Raw genomic sequence first — 13,650 nt, forward strand, 5'->3', positions numbered from 1 at the left:
ATTGCGCCGGTCCCGTTCCGGGAACCCGCGACCGCATGGAGTTGCGCATCGAGGACTACGCCCTCATCGGTGACGAACAGACCGCCGCGCTGGTCAGCAGAGCCGGTTCGATCGACTGGCTCTGCCTGCCCCGCTTCGATTCCGGGGCCTGCTTCGCCGCCCTCCTGGGCGACAAGCACAACGGCCACTGGCGCCTCGCGCCCAAGGGGGCCGACACCTGCGCACGACGGTCCTACCGCCCCGACTCCCTGATCCTGGACACCGAGTGGGACACCCCCGAGGGATCGGTCCGCGTCACCGACCTGATGCCGCAGCGCGACCGCGCCCCCGACGTCGTCCGCATCGTCGAGGGGCTGTCCGGCGCCGTCACCATGCGCGGCGCGCTCCGGCTGCGCTTCGACTACGGCTCCATCGTCCCCTGGATGCGCCGCACCGACGGCCACCGCGTGGCGGTCGCCGGGCCCGACGCGGTCTGGCTGCGCAGCGAGCCGCACGTGCGCACCTGGGGCGAGGACTTCTGCACGCACTCGGAGTTCACCGTGCGCGAGGGCGAGAAGGTCGCCTTCGTCCTCACCTGGCACCCCTCGCACGAGCCGCGCCCCCCGCTCGTCGACCCGTACACCGCCCTGCGCACCAGCCTGGCGGACTGGCAGGCCTGGGCGGCCAGATGCCGCTACGACGGGCCGCACCGGGACGCCGTCGTACGCTCCCTCATCACGCTCAAGGCGCTCACCTACCGGCCGACCGGCGGCATCGTCGCCGCGCCGACCACCTCACTGCCCGAACAGCTCGGCGGGGTCCGCAACTGGGACTACCGCTACTCCTGGCTGCGCGACTCCACGCTCACCCTGAACGCGCTGCTCGGCGCCGGCTATCTGGACGAGGCCGAGGCGTGGCGGGACTGGCTGCTGCGCGCGGTCGCCGGCGACCCCGCCGACCTGCAGATCATGTACGGCCTCTCGGGCGAGCGGCGGCTGCGCGAGGTGGAGCTGCCCTGGCTCTCCGGCTACGCCGGCTCCTCCCCCGTACGGATCGGCAACGACGCGGTGACCCAGCTCCAGCTGGACGTGTACGGCGAGGTCATCGACTCCCTCTCGCTCGGGCTCAGCTCCGGGCTGCCCGCCAAGCCGCACATGTGGCAGGTGCAGCGGGCCCTGATGGACTTCCTGCGCACCGCCTGGAAACAGCCCGACGAGGGGCTGTGGGAGGTGCGCGGCGGCCGCCGGCACTTCGTCTACTCCAAGGTGATGGCGTGGGTGGCCGCCGACCGCGCGGTGCGCGCGCTCGAACAGAACCCTGAACTCGACGGCGACCTCGACGGCTGGCGGGCGATGCGGGACGAGGTGCACCGGGAGGTGTGCGAACGGGGGTACGACCCGAAGCGGAACACGTTCACCCAGTTCTACGGCTCGCAGGAGCTGGACGCCTCGCTGCTGCTCATCCCCCGGGTCGGCTTCCTGCCGCCGGAGGACCCCCGGGTGGTCGGCACGGTCGACGCGGTCCGTGCGGAGCTCGGCCACGAGGGCTTCGTACGCCGCTACAGCACGGCCGGCCCGAACGTCGACGGGCTGCCCGGCGACGAGGGCACGTTCCTGGTCTGCTCCTTCTGGCTCGCGGAGGCGCTGCACCTGACGGGCCGCGCGCAGGAGGCCAGGGAACTGTTCGAACGGATCGTCGCCCTCGCCAACGACGTCGGGCTGCTCGCCGAGGAGTACGACCCGGTCGACGGCCGCCAGCTCGGCAACTTTCCGCAGGCGTTCAGTCATCTGGGCCTGGTCAACACGGCGCTGTGTCTGTACGGCGGCAAGGGGGCCAGCCCCGCGTTCCCGCAGCAGTGAGGGCAGGATGGACGTATGGATCTTGGACTGAAGGACCGTGTGTACGTGGTCACCGGGGCGACCCGGGGGCTGGGCAACGCCGCCGCTCGGGAGCTGGTGGCCGACGGGGCCAAGGTGGTGCTCACCGGGCGGGACGACAACGGCGTGGCCGAGGCCGCGGCGGAGCTCGGGCCGAACGCGGTGGGGGTGGCCGCGGACAATGCCGACCCGGAGGCGCCGGCCCGGCTGATCGCCGCCGCGCGGGAGCACTTCGGCGGCTTCCACGGGGTGCTGGTGAGTGTGGGCGGGCCGGCGCCGGGGTTCGTCGCCGACAACACGGACGAGCAGTGGGGGGCCGCGTTCGAGTCCGTGTTCCTGGGGGCGGTGCGGATGGCGCGGGCGGCCGCGGCGGAGCTGGCGGAGGGCGGGGTGATCGGGTTCGTGCTGTCGGGGTCGGTGTACGAGCCGGTACCGGGGCTGACGATCTCGAACGGGTTGCGGCCGGGGCTCGCGGGGTTCGCGAAGTCGTTGGCGGACGAGTTGGGTCCGCGGGGGATTCGGGTGGTGGGGTTGCTGCCGGTGCGGATCGATACGGACCGGGTGCGGGAGCTGGACGCGTTGTCCGCGGATCCGGAGGCGACGCGGCGGGCGCAGGAGTCGCGGATTCCGCTCAGGCGGTACGGGTTGCCCGAGGAGTTCGGGCGGGTGGCGGCGTTCGTGCTGTCGCCGGGGGCGTCGTATCTGACGGGCGTGATGCTGCCGGTGGACGGGGGCGCGCTGCGGGGGTTCTGAGGGATTTCCTCGCGCCCCTGAAAGGGGCGCGGGGAACTGCGCGAGCGACCACGAACACCCGCAGTCGCCCGACAACACGCACCCCCGAGCTACTGGGCGCCCCGCTCAGTCCGACAGGCCGGCCAGGTCGCGGAGGCGGCGGGCCTGTGCGGCCCGTTCCGCCGCGCGCTGCGCGTCGTACGTGCGGTCGGCCGCCCCCCGCAGGAGCGCCTTCGTCTCGACGACGGCGTCCCTCGGGGCCGCGAGCAGCGCGTCCGCGAGATCCCGCACCGCGTCGTCGAGCTGCGCGCCGGGCACCGCGACATTGGCCAGGCCGGTGCTCACCGCCTCCTCCGCGTGGACGAAGCGGCCCGTCGCGCAGATCTCCAGGGCGCGGGCGTACCCGACCAGGCCGACGAGCGGGTACGTACCCGCGAGGTCCGGCACCAGACCGAGGCTGGTCTCACGCATGGCGAACTGCACGTCGTCCGCGACGACCCGCAGGTCACAGGCGAGCGCCAGCTGGAATCCGGCGCCGATGGCATGCCCCTGCACGGCGGCGATCGACACCAGGTCGTTCCGCCGCCACCAGGTGAACGCCTCCTGGTACGCGGCGATCGTGGCGTCCAGCTCGGCGTCGTCGCTGCGCGCGAGCCCGATGAACGAGGGCTCGCCGGGGATTCCGTCGGGCGTGAGCATCTGCCGGTCGAGCCCCGCCGAGAAGGACTGGCCCTCGCCGCGCAGCACGACCACCCGCACCGAACCCGGCAGCAGCCGGCCGACCTCGATCAGCGCGCGCCACAGAGCGGGGCCCTGGGGGTTGCGCTTGGCGGGGTTGGTCAGCGTCACCGTGGCGATCGCGTCGTCCACGGTGAGGCGTACGCCGTCCTTGTCGAATACCGGTTCGAGGTCCAGTCCGAGCGAAGCCATGGGGCGCCTCCGAGGGGTGCGGTCGTCGGGGACGCCGTGCACCGGCATCCCAAGTGACTGCACAGTAACCACCCGGTCGGTCACCCGACCGTCCGGGTGGTCACCATCGGAGATCCGATGGCCGCCCAGGGCTCGAGGGCCTCAGGCGGAGGTGGACTTCTTTCCCCGGGTCGCTCCGCCGCGTCCACGCAGCGTGACGCCCGACTCGCTGAGCATCCGGTGCACGAAGCCATACGAGCGGCCGGTCTCCTCGGCCAGCGCCCGGATGCTCGCACCGGAGTCGTACTTCTTCTTCAGGTCTGCCGCGAGCTTGTCGCGCGCGGCGCCGGTCACCCGGCTGCCCTTCTTCAGAGTCTCGGCCACCCGTGCCTCCTCATGGGAAGTGCGCTCTGGTCCTCTCATGATCACCCCTCCGGGGCGGGTTGGCCACCCATTCGGCAAGGTCGATGAGAGACGGTTTTGACGACAGGAGCGGGTCCCCACAAGCGGAGGGATGTATTCCGATCGGTGGCGTTCCGTACGTCCGAACGAGTGCTTCCGCGAAGCAGCAGGTCACGGACGCGCGACGGCCGGGCCCCCGCGGAAGGGGGACCCGGCCGGAAGAGCGGCGTGCGACGCACCGCGGTACGAGGAGATCTCACACAGATGGTGGATCACCGATGGGCCGAATGATCCATGAGCAATGGATCATCACCTCGCTCAGGCGAGGGCGACGAGGTCCGCGTAGTCGGAACCCCACAGGTCCTCGACGCCGTCCGGGAGCAGGATGATCCGCTCCGGCTGCAGCGCCTCCACCGCGCCCTCGTCGTGGGTGACCAGGACGACCGCGCCCTTGTAGGTGCGCAGGGCGCCGAGGATCTCCTCGCGGCTGGCCGGGTCGAGGTTGTTGGTGGGCTCGTCCAGGAGCAGCACGTTGGCGGAGGAGACGACGAGGGTGGCCAGCGCGAGCCGGGTCTTCTCGCCGCCGGAGAGGACCCCGGCGGGCTTGTCGACGTCGTCGCCGGAGAACAGGAACGAGCCGAGCACCTTGCGGACCTCGACGAGGTCCATGTCGGGCGCGGCCGAACGCATGTTCTCCAGCACCGTGCGGTCGGCGTCGAGGGTCTCGTGCTCCTGCGCGTAGTAGCCGAGCTTGAGGCCGTGGCCGGGGACGACCGCGCCGGTGTCGGGCTGCTCGACGCCGCCGAGCAGCCGCAGCAGCGTCGTCTTGCCGGCGCCGTTGAGGCCGAGGATGACGACCCGGGAGCCCTTGTCGACGGCCAGGTCGACGTCGGTGAAGATCTCCAGGGAGCCGTACGACTTCGACAGGCCCTCGGCCATGAGCGGGGTCTTGCCGCAGGGGGACGGCTCGGGGAAGCGGAGCTTGGCGACCTTGTCGGACTGGCGCACCGCCTCCAGACCGGCGAGCAGCTTGTCGGCGCGGCGGGCCATGTTCTGCGCGGCGACCGTCTTGGTGGCCTTGGCACGCATCTTGTCGGCCTGCGAGTGGAGCGCGGCGGCCTTCTTCTCGGCGTTCTGCCGCTCCCGCTTGCGGCGCTTCTCGTCCGCCTCGCGCTGCTGCTGGTACAGCTTCCAGCCCATGTTGTAGACGTCGATCTGGGAGCGGTTGGCGTCCAGGTAGAACACCTTGTTGACGACCGTCTCGACCAGGTCGACGTCGTGGGAGATGACGATGAAGCCGCCGCGGTAGGTCTTGAGGTAGTCGCGCAGCCAGATGATCGAGTCGGCGTCGAGGTGGTTGGTGGGCTCGTCGAGCAGCAGGGTGTCCGCGTCGGAGAACAGGATGCGGGCCAGTTCGATACGGCGCCGCTGGCCGCCGGAGAGCGTGTGCAGGGGCTGGCCGAGCACGCGGTCGGGCAGGTTGAGCGCGGCGGCGATGGTGGCGGCCTCGGCCTCGGCGGCGTACCCGCCCTTGGTGAGGAACTCGGTCTCCTGGCGCTCGTACTGCCGCATGGCCTTGTCCCGCGTGGCGCCCTGGCCGTTGGCGATGCGCTGCTCGTTCTCGCGCATCTTGCGCAGCAGGACGTCCAGGCCGCGCGCGGAGAGGATGCGGTCGCGGGCGAGCACGTCGAGGTCGCCGGTGCGGGGGTCCTGCGGGAGGTAGCCGACCTCGCCGGAGCGGGTGACGGTGCCGCCGGCCGGGATGCCCTCGCCGGCCAGGACCTTGGTGAGGGTGGTCTTGCCGGCGCCGTTGCGCCCGACCAGGCCGATGCGGTCGCCCTTGGCGACGCGGAAGGTGGCGGACTCGATGAGGATGCGGGCACCGGCGCGCAGCTCGATGCCGGAAGCGGAAATCACGGACAGACTCCAGTAGCGGGAGAGGGCGGGACGGGCGGCTGGGGGCGTTCCCGCTGTCTAATGCGCGAGGAGAATGGCCATGGGCCAAGTCTAACGGGGGTGCGCAAGCGGTTTTGCCCCACGTACGGGGCCGCCGTGCGCTTCCTGCCGCGTCCCGTACGTGCCGCTCGCGTACTCCTCCCGGGTAGGGCCGTGCCGGTTCCGGCCGCGTTGTCAGTGGGGGGTGCCAGACTGTGAAGCAGGCCACATTCCGGTCATGGAGGGCGCGGGGTGCGGAGGCCGTGAAGGGAGCGTGATCGGCATGGCAGGCACGGGCGGCGGACGTCCGAGCGTCTTCCCGACGCTGTTGTACGCGGACGCGTCGGCGGCGATCCGCCAGCTCACCGCGGCGTTCGGTTTCGCCGAACTCGCGGTGTACGAGGGCGAGGACGGCAAGGTGGTCCACGCCGAACTGGTCCAGGGCAATGGCGCGGTGATGCTCGGCTCCAAGGGCCGGGGCGGCCGGTTCGACGAGGCGATGAAGGGCGGGGGCCCGTCGGGGGTCTACGTGGTGGTGGACGACGTCGACGCACACCACCGCAGAGCGGTGGAGCAGGGCGCGGAGATCCTGATGCCCCCGACGGACCAGGACTACGGCTCACGGGACTACATGGCCCGGGACGTGGAGGGCAACATCTGGAGCTTCGGCACGTACGCGCCGGAGACCGGTTCCTGAGCGCGGACCGGTTCCTGAGCGCGGACCGGTTCCTGTGCGGGACCGGTTCCTGAGCGGGGTGGCCGGGCACGGGGCCCGCTCGTGGGGTCAGCCGCCGGTGTGGACCTGGAAGGCGGCTCTGCGGACGGCTCTGGCCAGCGCCGGGTCGGGGTGCGCGGCGGCGAGGGCGACGAGCACCTGCACCGTGCGCGGATGGCCGACGGCACGCACCTCGTCCAGGAGCGCGGGCACGGTGGGCTGCACGGCGGACTCCAGGTGGCGTACGAGGAGCGGCGCCTCCCCGTGGTCGGCGACGGCGGCGGCGGTGTCGACCCACAGCCAGGTGGCCTCCTCGCGGGTGAGCACCTCGTGGGCGTCCTCGGGGTCGACGCCCTCCTGCTCGGCGAGCCAGAGCAGGGCGTAGGGGCGCAGTCCGGCCTCCTCGGCGGCGGTGCGCACCTCGGGTTCGGCGGGGGCGCCGACGACGCGCAGCGCCTCGAAGGCCAGGCCGCGCAGCAGGGCGTCCTCGCCGCGGGCGGCCTCGAGGAGTTCGGTGACGGCGCCGCCGACGGGGCGGGCGGCGAGCCAGGCGCGGTACTCGGCGCGGGCGGCGTTGGGGCGGAGCTGGGCGCAGCCGCGGAGCATGTCCTCGGCGGCGACCTCGATGTTGCCGGCGGGGCTCTGCGCGGCCACGCAGATCTGCTCCAGTTTGACCCACACCGCCCAGTTGCCGAGCGGGGTGAGGGTGGCCTGGCCGTCGCCGTAGGTCAGCGCCCCCACAGAGGCGAGCGCCCGCAGCGCCCAGTCGAGGAGGGGAGCGAGGGTGCCGGCGTCGGCGGGTTCGGGTGGGGCGGGGGGAACGACGAGGGAGGGGGGTTCGACGGCCCGGAGGCCGCCGTTCGACGGGGCGAGGGGTTCGGGCGCGGGGCCGTAGGGGACCTCGCAGCGTTCGGTGCGCAGCTCGGTGACGCGCTGGCGCAGCAGGTCCAGGAGCTGCTCCACGGGCACGGGGCCGGCGGAGAGCTGAAGGAAGGAGAGGAGCTGGGGCATCGCGGAGACGACCTCGGCGACGTCGGCGTGCTCCCGGTCCGAGGGCTCCGGGGAGGCGAGCGACCAGGCGTCGAACAGGGCGACCCAGCCGCGCAGGACGGCGCTGTCGTCACGGTCCCAGGCGCGCAGCCGCCAGCCGGAGCGGGCGCTGTTGCCGTGCACCTCGACGAGGCCGGCGAGCCGGGCGGTGTCCCAGTCGGCGCGCACCTGAGCGACGGTCAGCCGCAGTTCGTCCGCGGCGTGTTCGGCGGTCCGGTCGGAGAGGGTGCCTCCGCCGTCGGAGCCCGCGCCGTCACGGCCGGGGCGCAGTGCGGTGTCGGCCCACCGGGCGATCGTGGCGGCCCCGGCCAGCCGGGCGCGGGCCATGCGGGCCAGTTCCGCCGGTGGCGGGGTGCCCTCCGGCGGCCGGGGCGCGGGGCGGCGCGTGCGGTGCTGGTTCACCGCCCGGGGAGCGGCGGCCAGGGGCCGCGGACGGACGAGTCGGAGCCTGGAGTCGCGCGGGGTACGGGACGTCACAGGTGCAGTCTTCCGGTTGACGGTCCGAAAACCCAAACGGAATGCCGATGCCCGGCCTTCGCGGCCCGGGGAGGCCAGCGCGACAACCGCTCCCCGGGCCGCGAACCGGAACGGGACCGCACCCCGCACGGGACGCGGGCCCCTGTGCCGATCCGCGGCCGCCGCCGCGCGGACGCGACCAACGCAGGGGCGCGGGGAACCGCGCGACAAGCCACGGCGCACCCGCGCCCGCCCGGGAACGCCGCCCACCCCAGTTCCCAGGCGCCCTCTCCCACTCCCGGGGTCCACGGGGCAGCGCCCCTTGAGGACGGGAAGGGCAGGGGCGGCGGGGGCGAGGAAACCCTCAAGCTCACACCAGCGGCGTCAAGAAGCGCCCCAGCGCCTCCTCGTACCCCTCGGGGTCCGCGTTCCACATCGCCCCGTGCACCCCCTCCCGCACCTCGTGCAACACCACCAGCCCCTCCTTCGCCTCCGCCAACCGCCGCGACGCCCCCCACGGCGCGACCGCGTCGCCCGGCCCGTGGAAGAGCAGCGTCGGCTTCGTGAGCCGCCCCGGGTCCACCACCCGTCGCAACCGCTCCGCATCCCACCGCGCCTTCCCCTGCGCCGCCCGCACCGCCAACGGCAGCAGCACCCGCGGCGTGTGCCGCGCCGCCGCCAGTGCCCGCACCGTCGCCTCCCGGTCGAGCACGGGCGAGTCGAGCACCAGCCCCACGACACGGTCCCGCAGTTCGGAACGGACCGCGGCGATCAGCGCCATGGTCGCGCCGGTCGACCAGCCGTGCAGCACCACCTGCCGGGCACCGTGGCGCACGGCGTACTGGATCGCCGCGTCCACGTCCCGCCACTCGGTGTCCCCGAGGTGGTGGAGACCGTCCGGCGAACGGGGCGCGCCGGCGTCGCCCCGGTGGGAGAGGGCGAGCACGGTGAGGTGGTTGCGGTTGTAGAACCGCATCAGGTTCATCGGGTGCTCGCGGGTCGCACCGAGCCCGTGCACGGCGATCACCCACATGTCGCGCACGCCCGGCACGAACCACGCCGGCAGCGGGCCGAGTTCGCCGGGCACGTCCACGTCGGTGTGGTCGAGGCCGAGGGCGGTGCCCGGGTCGCCGATGTGGAGGTTGGGGGTGAGCCGGACCCTGTCGCCGGTCTCCAGGGTGCCGTGGGTGACGCGTTCGAGCCGCCGGACGACCGTGTCGGCGGAGTGCGGGGTTCCGGTGAGGACCTGGCCGACGACCGCGTGGGAGCCGTGGCCGGTGAGGCCGTAGGTGCCGGGGCGGCGGGAGGCGAGGGCGCGGGTCAGGGTGATGCGGCCGGCGGCCGTGGCGTGGACGGTGAGGCGGGATTCGGTGGGGAGGGGGCGGCCGGGGGGTGCTTTGAGGGCGGCGTCGGCGGCGAGGCGGCCGGCGGCCAGGCCGGTGGCGCCGGCGAGGCCGGCGGTGAGGGCCAGGGCTGTGGTGAGGGTGGTGGGGGTCGGCCTGACAGTGCGCACCGGTCCAGTGTCGTGGGTGCGGGGGGCTTCGGCCAGCGGGCCCCCTTTTTGGTGGGGTGCTGTGGTTTGTTTCGCCCCCGCCGCCCCTACCCTTCCCGTCCCTTCAAGGGGCTCGGCCCCTTGGACCCCGGGGGGGCGCGTTGTCGGGTGCGGGTGGGTGGGGGCTTCTCGCGCAGTTCCCCGCGCCCCTTAAGGGGCACGGTGAGTGCTCGCGCCCGCCGCGGCGGAGCCGCGCAGACAACACAGCCCCGCGCCCCTTAAGGGGCGCGCTGCTGGCCGTAGGTGTGCAAGCGGGCCTTGACCTCGTTCAGTTGGTCGGGGGTCAGGAGGGTGGGTGGGCCTGCCGACGTTGCTGTGGCCGTGAGCCAGACGTGGCACATCCATTCGAGTTGGGCGGTGTGGTCATAGGCCTGGTCGAGGGTGGTGCCGTAGGCCAGGGTGCCGTGGTTCTGGAGGAGGCAGGCGGTGCGGTCGGTGAGGGCCTGGAGCACGTTGTCGGCCAGCTCGGGGGTGCCGTACGTGGCGTAGGGGGCGACCCGGACGGGGCCGCCCATGGCCGCGGCCATGTAGTGGATCAGCGGGAGCTCCCGGACGAGTGTGGAGACCGCCGTCGAGTGCACCGCGTGGGTGTGCACGACCGCACGTGCGTCGGTGGTGCGGTACACCGCGAGGTGCATGGGGAGTTCGCTGGTCGGCCGCAGTGTGCCGAGCACCTGGCGGCCGTCGAGTCCGACGCCGACCACGTCGTCGGGGCCCAGCCTGTCGTACGGCACTCCGGTGGGCGTGACCAGCACCGTGTCCCCGACCCGTACCGACACGTTGCCGGAGGTGCCGACGACCAGTCCGTCGGCGACCGTGCGGCGGGCGGTGGCGACGAGCGCCTCCCAGGCGTCGGCCACCCCGCCCTCGGCCGCCTCCCGCACCCGCACCCGTTCCCGCCGTTGCTCCCGTCCCGGGTTCTGCCGCTGCTCAGTCATGGCGCGATCATGCCAGGTGCGCCGTGCGCGCCCGGCGCTCACGCCCGGCGCATACGCCCCTGAACGCGCCCCTATGAGCCGATTGGATGATGATTGGCCGATTTCCTCCCGTCTTCTACTACTCTCTGGGGCTCCTGCGGGGCCGTCCGTGCGCGACGGTTCCCGCGCCCGCGTGTCCACCGTCCCCCGGGGGGATCCATGACCTCACGTCACGCTGCCCGCACCCTGACGCTCGCGCTCTGCGGTGCGCTGCTCGCCACGGGCGCGGCGGCGCCCGCCCGGGCCGTCGCCGCGGGCAAGCCGAAGGGGCACGACGTCTCCTCGCACCAGGGCGGCGTCGACTGGGCGAAGGCCAGGGCGGACGGGGCGGCGTTCGTCTACGTCAAGGCGACCGAGTCCACCGACTACCGCAGCCCCACCTTCAAGAAGCAGTACGACGGGGCGCGCGCCGCCGGGATCCTGCGCGGCGCATACCACTTCGCCGTGCCGGACCGGTCCTCCGGCGCCACGCAGGCGGCGTACTTCGTGCGCAACGGCGGCGCCTGGCGCGCGGACGGCCGGACGCTGCCGCCCGCGCTGGACATGGAGTACAACCCGTACGGATCGCACAAGTGCTACGGGCTGGGCAAGGCCGCCATGGTGCGCTGGATCAGAGCGTTCAGCGACGAGGTGCTGCGGCTGACCGGGCGCCGGCCCGTGCTGTACACCACGGCCAACTGGTGGCGGCTGTGCACCGGCGACAGCACCGCCTTCGCCGCGGACCACGCGCTGTGGATCGCCCGGCACGGCACCTCCGGTACGGGGGCGCTGCCGGGCGGCTGGAACACCTGGACGTTCTGGCAGTACGCCACCGCCGGCACCCTGCCCGGCGACCAGAACCGCTTCAACGGCTCGCTCGCCGGGTTGAAACGGTTCGCGCGGGGCTGACGCGGGGCGGCGGGTGCGCGGACACCGCCGGAAAGCGGAATCGCGGCACCCCGTTCGGGTCACCGCACCGCCCGCCCTCGTTCACCTGCCGTTCACCCAGGTTGCCTACCGTCCAGGTGACACTGACGTCCAACAGAAGCCTGGGTAAATGGAACACATCACGCTCCTCCTGGGTATCGTGATTGTCACCGCACTCGTGTTCGATTTCACGAACGGTTTCCACGACACAGCCAACGCGATGGCCACCACCATCTCGACCGGCGCCCTGAGGCCCAAGACGGCGGTGGCCATGTCCGCCGTGCTGAACCTCGTCGGCGCGTTCCTCTCCGTGGAGGTCGCCAAGACGATCTCCGGCGGCATCATCAACGAAGAGGGCCTGCGGACCGAAGTGATCTTCGCCGCCCTCGTCGGCGCGATCCTGTGGAACCTGCTGACCTGGCTGCTGGGTCTGCCCTCCAGTTCCTCCCACGCACTGTTCGGCGGTCTGATCGGCGCGGCGGTCATGTCGGCCGGCTGGTCGTCGGTGAACGGCTCGACCGTCGTCACCAAGGTCCTCATCCCGGCGGTCGCCGCGCCCGTCGTGGCCGGGCTGGCCGCGATGCTCGCGACCCGGCTGACGTACGCGATCGGCAACCGGGCCGACGAGAAGGCCACCGCGAAGGGGTACCGGGCCGGGCAGATCGCCTCGGCCGGGCTGGTCTCGCTCGCGCACGGCACCAACGACGCGCAGAAGACCATGGGCATCATCACCCTCGCCCTGGTCACCGGAGGCGTTCTCGCGCCCGGCTCCAACCCGCCGATGTGGGTCATCTTCTCGGCCGGTACGGCGATAGCGCTCGGCACGTATCTGGGTGGCTGGCGGATCATCCGCACCCTCGGCAAGGGGCTGACGGATCTGGCGCCGCCGCAGGGGTTCGCCGCGCAGACCAGTGCGGCGACGGCGATCCTCGCCTCCTCGCACATCGGTTTCTCCCTTTCCACCACCCAGGTCTGCTCCGGTGCGGTGATGGGCTCCGGGCTCGGGCGGCGGGGCGGGGTGGTCCGCTGGTCCACCGCGACCCGGATGTTCGTCGCCTGGTGTCTGACGCTGCCGGCGGCGGGGCTGGTCGGGGCGGGGGCGGAGTTCCTCACGAAGCAGGGGACGTGGGGGACGGTGGTCACGGGTGCGCTGTTGGTGGCGGGGGCCGGGACGATCTGGGTGCTGTCGCGGCGGACGCCGGTGACCGTGGACAACGTCAATGAACTCGACGCGGGTGAGGCCGGCTCCGGTGCCGTCGAGTCGCCGGGGGTGGTGACCGCGGCGATCGCCGCGGTGGCGCCGCCGCCGGTGGGGGTGCCCCCGGCGGGGGCGGGGTTGCAGGCGACCATTCCCGCGCCGGCCGCCGATGCGGGGCCGGCCGCGGAACCCAACCGTGCGGCCACGGTGTAAGGAGCGGACGGCATGAAGATCGACTGGGTTGCGCTGGGTTCCGTGTTCGGGGTCTCGCTCGTGGTGACGGTGGGGCTGGTGGGGTTGTTCACGCTCGGGATCGTGGGGCTGACGAAGAGGGAGTCGGCGCGGGGTGGGGGGGCCGTGCTTGCCGCGACGGGAGCGTACGTGTGCTTTGCCGCGTGTGCGGCGGCTGTGGCGTACGGGATTCATCTGATCGTGGCGTAGCCGGAGCCGTGGTCGTGTTGTAGCCGTGGTCGTGTTGTAGCCGTGGTGGTGGGCGGGGGTGGGTTTTTTTCGCCCCCGCCGCCCCTACCCTTCCCGTCCCTCAAGGGGCGCTGCCCCTTGGACCCCCGGGGGGGGGTGGGGAGTTGGGGTGGGTGGGAGAGGGCGCCTGAGAGCTCGGGTGGGTGGGGTTCTTGGGCGGGTGCGGGCTCGTTGTGGCTTGTCGCGCAGTTGCCCGCGCCCCTCATGGGGCGCGGCTCTTGCGTTCGTCGCGCCCCGCGCCCCTTACGGGCCACCGTTCCGCGGCGGGTTCGTGGTGGGGGGTGTGGGACTTCGCACAGCAGGTCAGGGGCAGGTTGACCTGTTGTGCGGGCGCGTGGTGGACTGCCGGGGCCAATGCGGCGGCAGGAGAGGAAGCCGGTGGAAATCCGGCGCGGTCCCGCCACTGTCACCGGGGTAGGAATCCCGGGAGCCAGGAACTCTCACCGCCGGTCTCGTCGAACCAGGGCGTGGACACCCTGAGT

The 13,650-nt window shown here is 72.8% G+C and carries 12 protein-coding genes and 1 riboswitch; of the genes, 6 read left to right on the forward strand and 6 right to left on the reverse strand.

Annotation, left to right across the window (positions count from 1 at the left end; genetic code table 11):
• Positions 1-35: 35 nt before the first annotated feature.
• Both OIE12_RS07425 and OIE12_RS07430 read left to right on the forward strand, forming a co-directional pair.
• Positions 36-1,838 carry a glycoside hydrolase family 15 protein gene (locus OIE12_RS07425; protein ID WP_329132985.1) on the forward strand — a complete coding sequence of 601 codons (1,803 nt, stop codon included), beginning with the start codon at positions 36-38 and terminating at the stop codon, positions 1,836-1,838.
• Between the two features lie 15 nt (positions 1,839-1,853).
• Positions 1,854-2,609 (forward strand): SDR family oxidoreductase, encoded by a 756-nt coding sequence (locus tag OIE12_RS07430; protein WP_329132987.1) that lies wholly within the window; start codon positions 1,854-1,856, stop codon positions 2,607-2,609.
• 105 nt (positions 2,610-2,714) lie between these two features.
• Here the strand turns inward: OIE12_RS07430 and OIE12_RS07435 are convergent, their stop codons facing one another.
• The 3 genes from OIE12_RS07435 to OIE12_RS07445 all read right to left on the reverse strand — a co-directional run bounded on the left by OIE12_RS07435 (position 2,715) and on the right by OIE12_RS07445 (position 5,816).
• Positions 2,715-3,518 (reverse strand): enoyl-CoA hydratase/isomerase family protein, encoded by an 804-nt coding sequence (locus OIE12_RS07435; protein ID WP_329132989.1) that lies wholly within the window; start codon positions 3,516-3,518, stop codon positions 2,715-2,717.
• Between the two features lie 141 nt (positions 3,519-3,659).
• Entirely contained in the window at positions 3,660-3,881 is a 222-nt protein-coding gene (locus OIE12_RS07440; protein WP_030378959.1) for a helix-turn-helix domain-containing protein, read from the reverse strand.
• 336 nt (positions 3,882-4,217) lie between these two features.
• Positions 4,218-5,816 carry an ABC-F family ATP-binding cassette domain-containing protein gene (locus tag OIE12_RS07445; protein ID WP_329132992.1) on the reverse strand — a complete coding sequence of 533 codons (1,599 nt, stop codon included), beginning with the start codon at positions 5,814-5,816 and terminating at the stop codon, positions 4,218-4,220.
• Between the two features lie 301 nt (positions 5,817-6,117).
• Here OIE12_RS07445 and OIE12_RS07450 point away from each other — a divergent pair, with 301 nt between their 5' ends.
• A complete protein-coding gene (locus tag OIE12_RS07450; RefSeq protein ID WP_329132994.1) occupies positions 6,118-6,531 on the forward strand; it encodes a VOC family protein in 414 nt (137 codons plus the stop codon).
• 87 nt (positions 6,532-6,618) lie between these two features.
• Here OIE12_RS07450 and OIE12_RS07455 read toward each other — a convergent pair whose 3' ends face one another.
• From OIE12_RS07455 to OIE12_RS07465, 3 genes are all read right to left on the reverse strand, one after another.
• Positions 6,619-8,076, reverse strand: a complete 1,458-nt coding sequence (locus OIE12_RS07455; RefSeq protein ID WP_329132996.1) for a hypothetical protein — start codon at positions 8,074-8,076, stop codon at positions 6,619-6,621.
• Between the two features lie 349 nt (positions 8,077-8,425).
• Entirely contained in the window at positions 8,426-9,568 is a 1,143-nt protein-coding gene (locus tag OIE12_RS07460) for an alpha/beta hydrolase (protein WP_329132998.1), read from the reverse strand.
• Positions 9,569-9,825: 257 nt separating this feature from the next.
• Positions 9,826-10,545 carry a class II aldolase/adducin family protein gene (locus OIE12_RS07465; RefSeq protein WP_329132999.1) on the reverse strand — a complete coding sequence of 240 codons (720 nt, stop codon included), beginning with the start codon at positions 10,543-10,545 and terminating at the stop codon, positions 9,826-9,828.
• Between the two features lie 198 nt (positions 10,546-10,743).
• Here OIE12_RS07465 and OIE12_RS07470 point away from each other — a divergent pair, with 198 nt between their 5' ends.
• The 3 genes from OIE12_RS07470 (at position 10,744) to OIE12_RS07480 (ending at position 13,129) form a co-directional block, all read left to right on the forward strand.
• The gene (locus OIE12_RS07470; protein WP_329133001.1) at positions 10,744-11,472 is read left to right on the forward strand and encodes a lysozyme; all 729 of its coding nucleotides are present in this window, start codon (positions 10,744-10,746) and stop codon (positions 11,470-11,472) included.
• A gap of 148 nt (positions 11,473-11,620) precedes the next feature.
• Positions 11,621-12,901 (forward strand): inorganic phosphate transporter, encoded by a 1,281-nt coding sequence (locus OIE12_RS07475; RefSeq protein ID WP_329133003.1) that lies wholly within the window; start codon positions 11,621-11,623, stop codon positions 12,899-12,901.
• Between the two features lie 12 nt (positions 12,902-12,913).
• Entirely contained in the window at positions 12,914-13,129 is a 216-nt protein-coding gene (locus tag OIE12_RS07480; protein ID WP_329133005.1) for a hypothetical protein, read from the forward strand.
• A 359-nt stretch (positions 13,130-13,488) separates the two neighbouring features.
• Positions 13,489-13,628: riboswitch (cobalamin riboswitch) on the forward strand.
• Positions 13,629-13,650 lie beyond the last annotated feature (22 nt).

Origin of the sequence: Streptomyces sp. NBC_00670 (assembly GCF_036226765.1) — a bacterium.
In the GTDB taxonomy this organism is placed as follows: Bacteria; Actinomycetota; Actinomycetes; order Streptomycetales; family Streptomycetaceae; genus Streptomyces.

Excerpts from the sequence above, each read along its gene's own strand:
- OIE12_RS07425 (WP_329132985.1), top strand. The coding sequence starts at position 36 with ATGGAGTTGCGCATCGAGGACTACGCCCTCATCGGTGACGAACAGACC.
- OIE12_RS07430 (WP_329132987.1), top strand. The coding sequence starts at position 1,854 with ATGGATCTTGGACTGAAGGACCGTGTGTACGTGGTCACCGGGGCGACC.
- OIE12_RS07435 (WP_329132989.1), bottom strand. The coding sequence starts at position 3,518 with ATGGCTTCGCTCGGACTGGACCTCGAACCGGTATTCGACAAGGACGGC.
- OIE12_RS07450 (WP_329132994.1), top strand. The coding sequence starts at position 6,118 with ATGGCAGGCACGGGCGGCGGACGTCCGAGCGTCTTCCCGACGCTGTTG.
- OIE12_RS07465 (WP_329132999.1), bottom strand. The coding sequence starts at position 10,545 with ATGACTGAGCAGCGGCAGAACCCGGGACGGGAGCAACGGCGGGAACGG.
- OIE12_RS07470 (WP_329133001.1), top strand. The coding sequence starts at position 10,744 with ATGACCTCACGTCACGCTGCCCGCACCCTGACGCTCGCGCTCTGCGGT.
- OIE12_RS07475 (WP_329133003.1), top strand. The coding sequence starts at position 11,621 with ATGGAACACATCACGCTCCTCCTGGGTATCGTGATTGTCACCGCACTC.
- OIE12_RS07480 (WP_329133005.1), top strand. The coding sequence starts at position 12,914 with ATGAAGATCGACTGGGTTGCGCTGGGTTCCGTGTTCGGGGTCTCGCTC.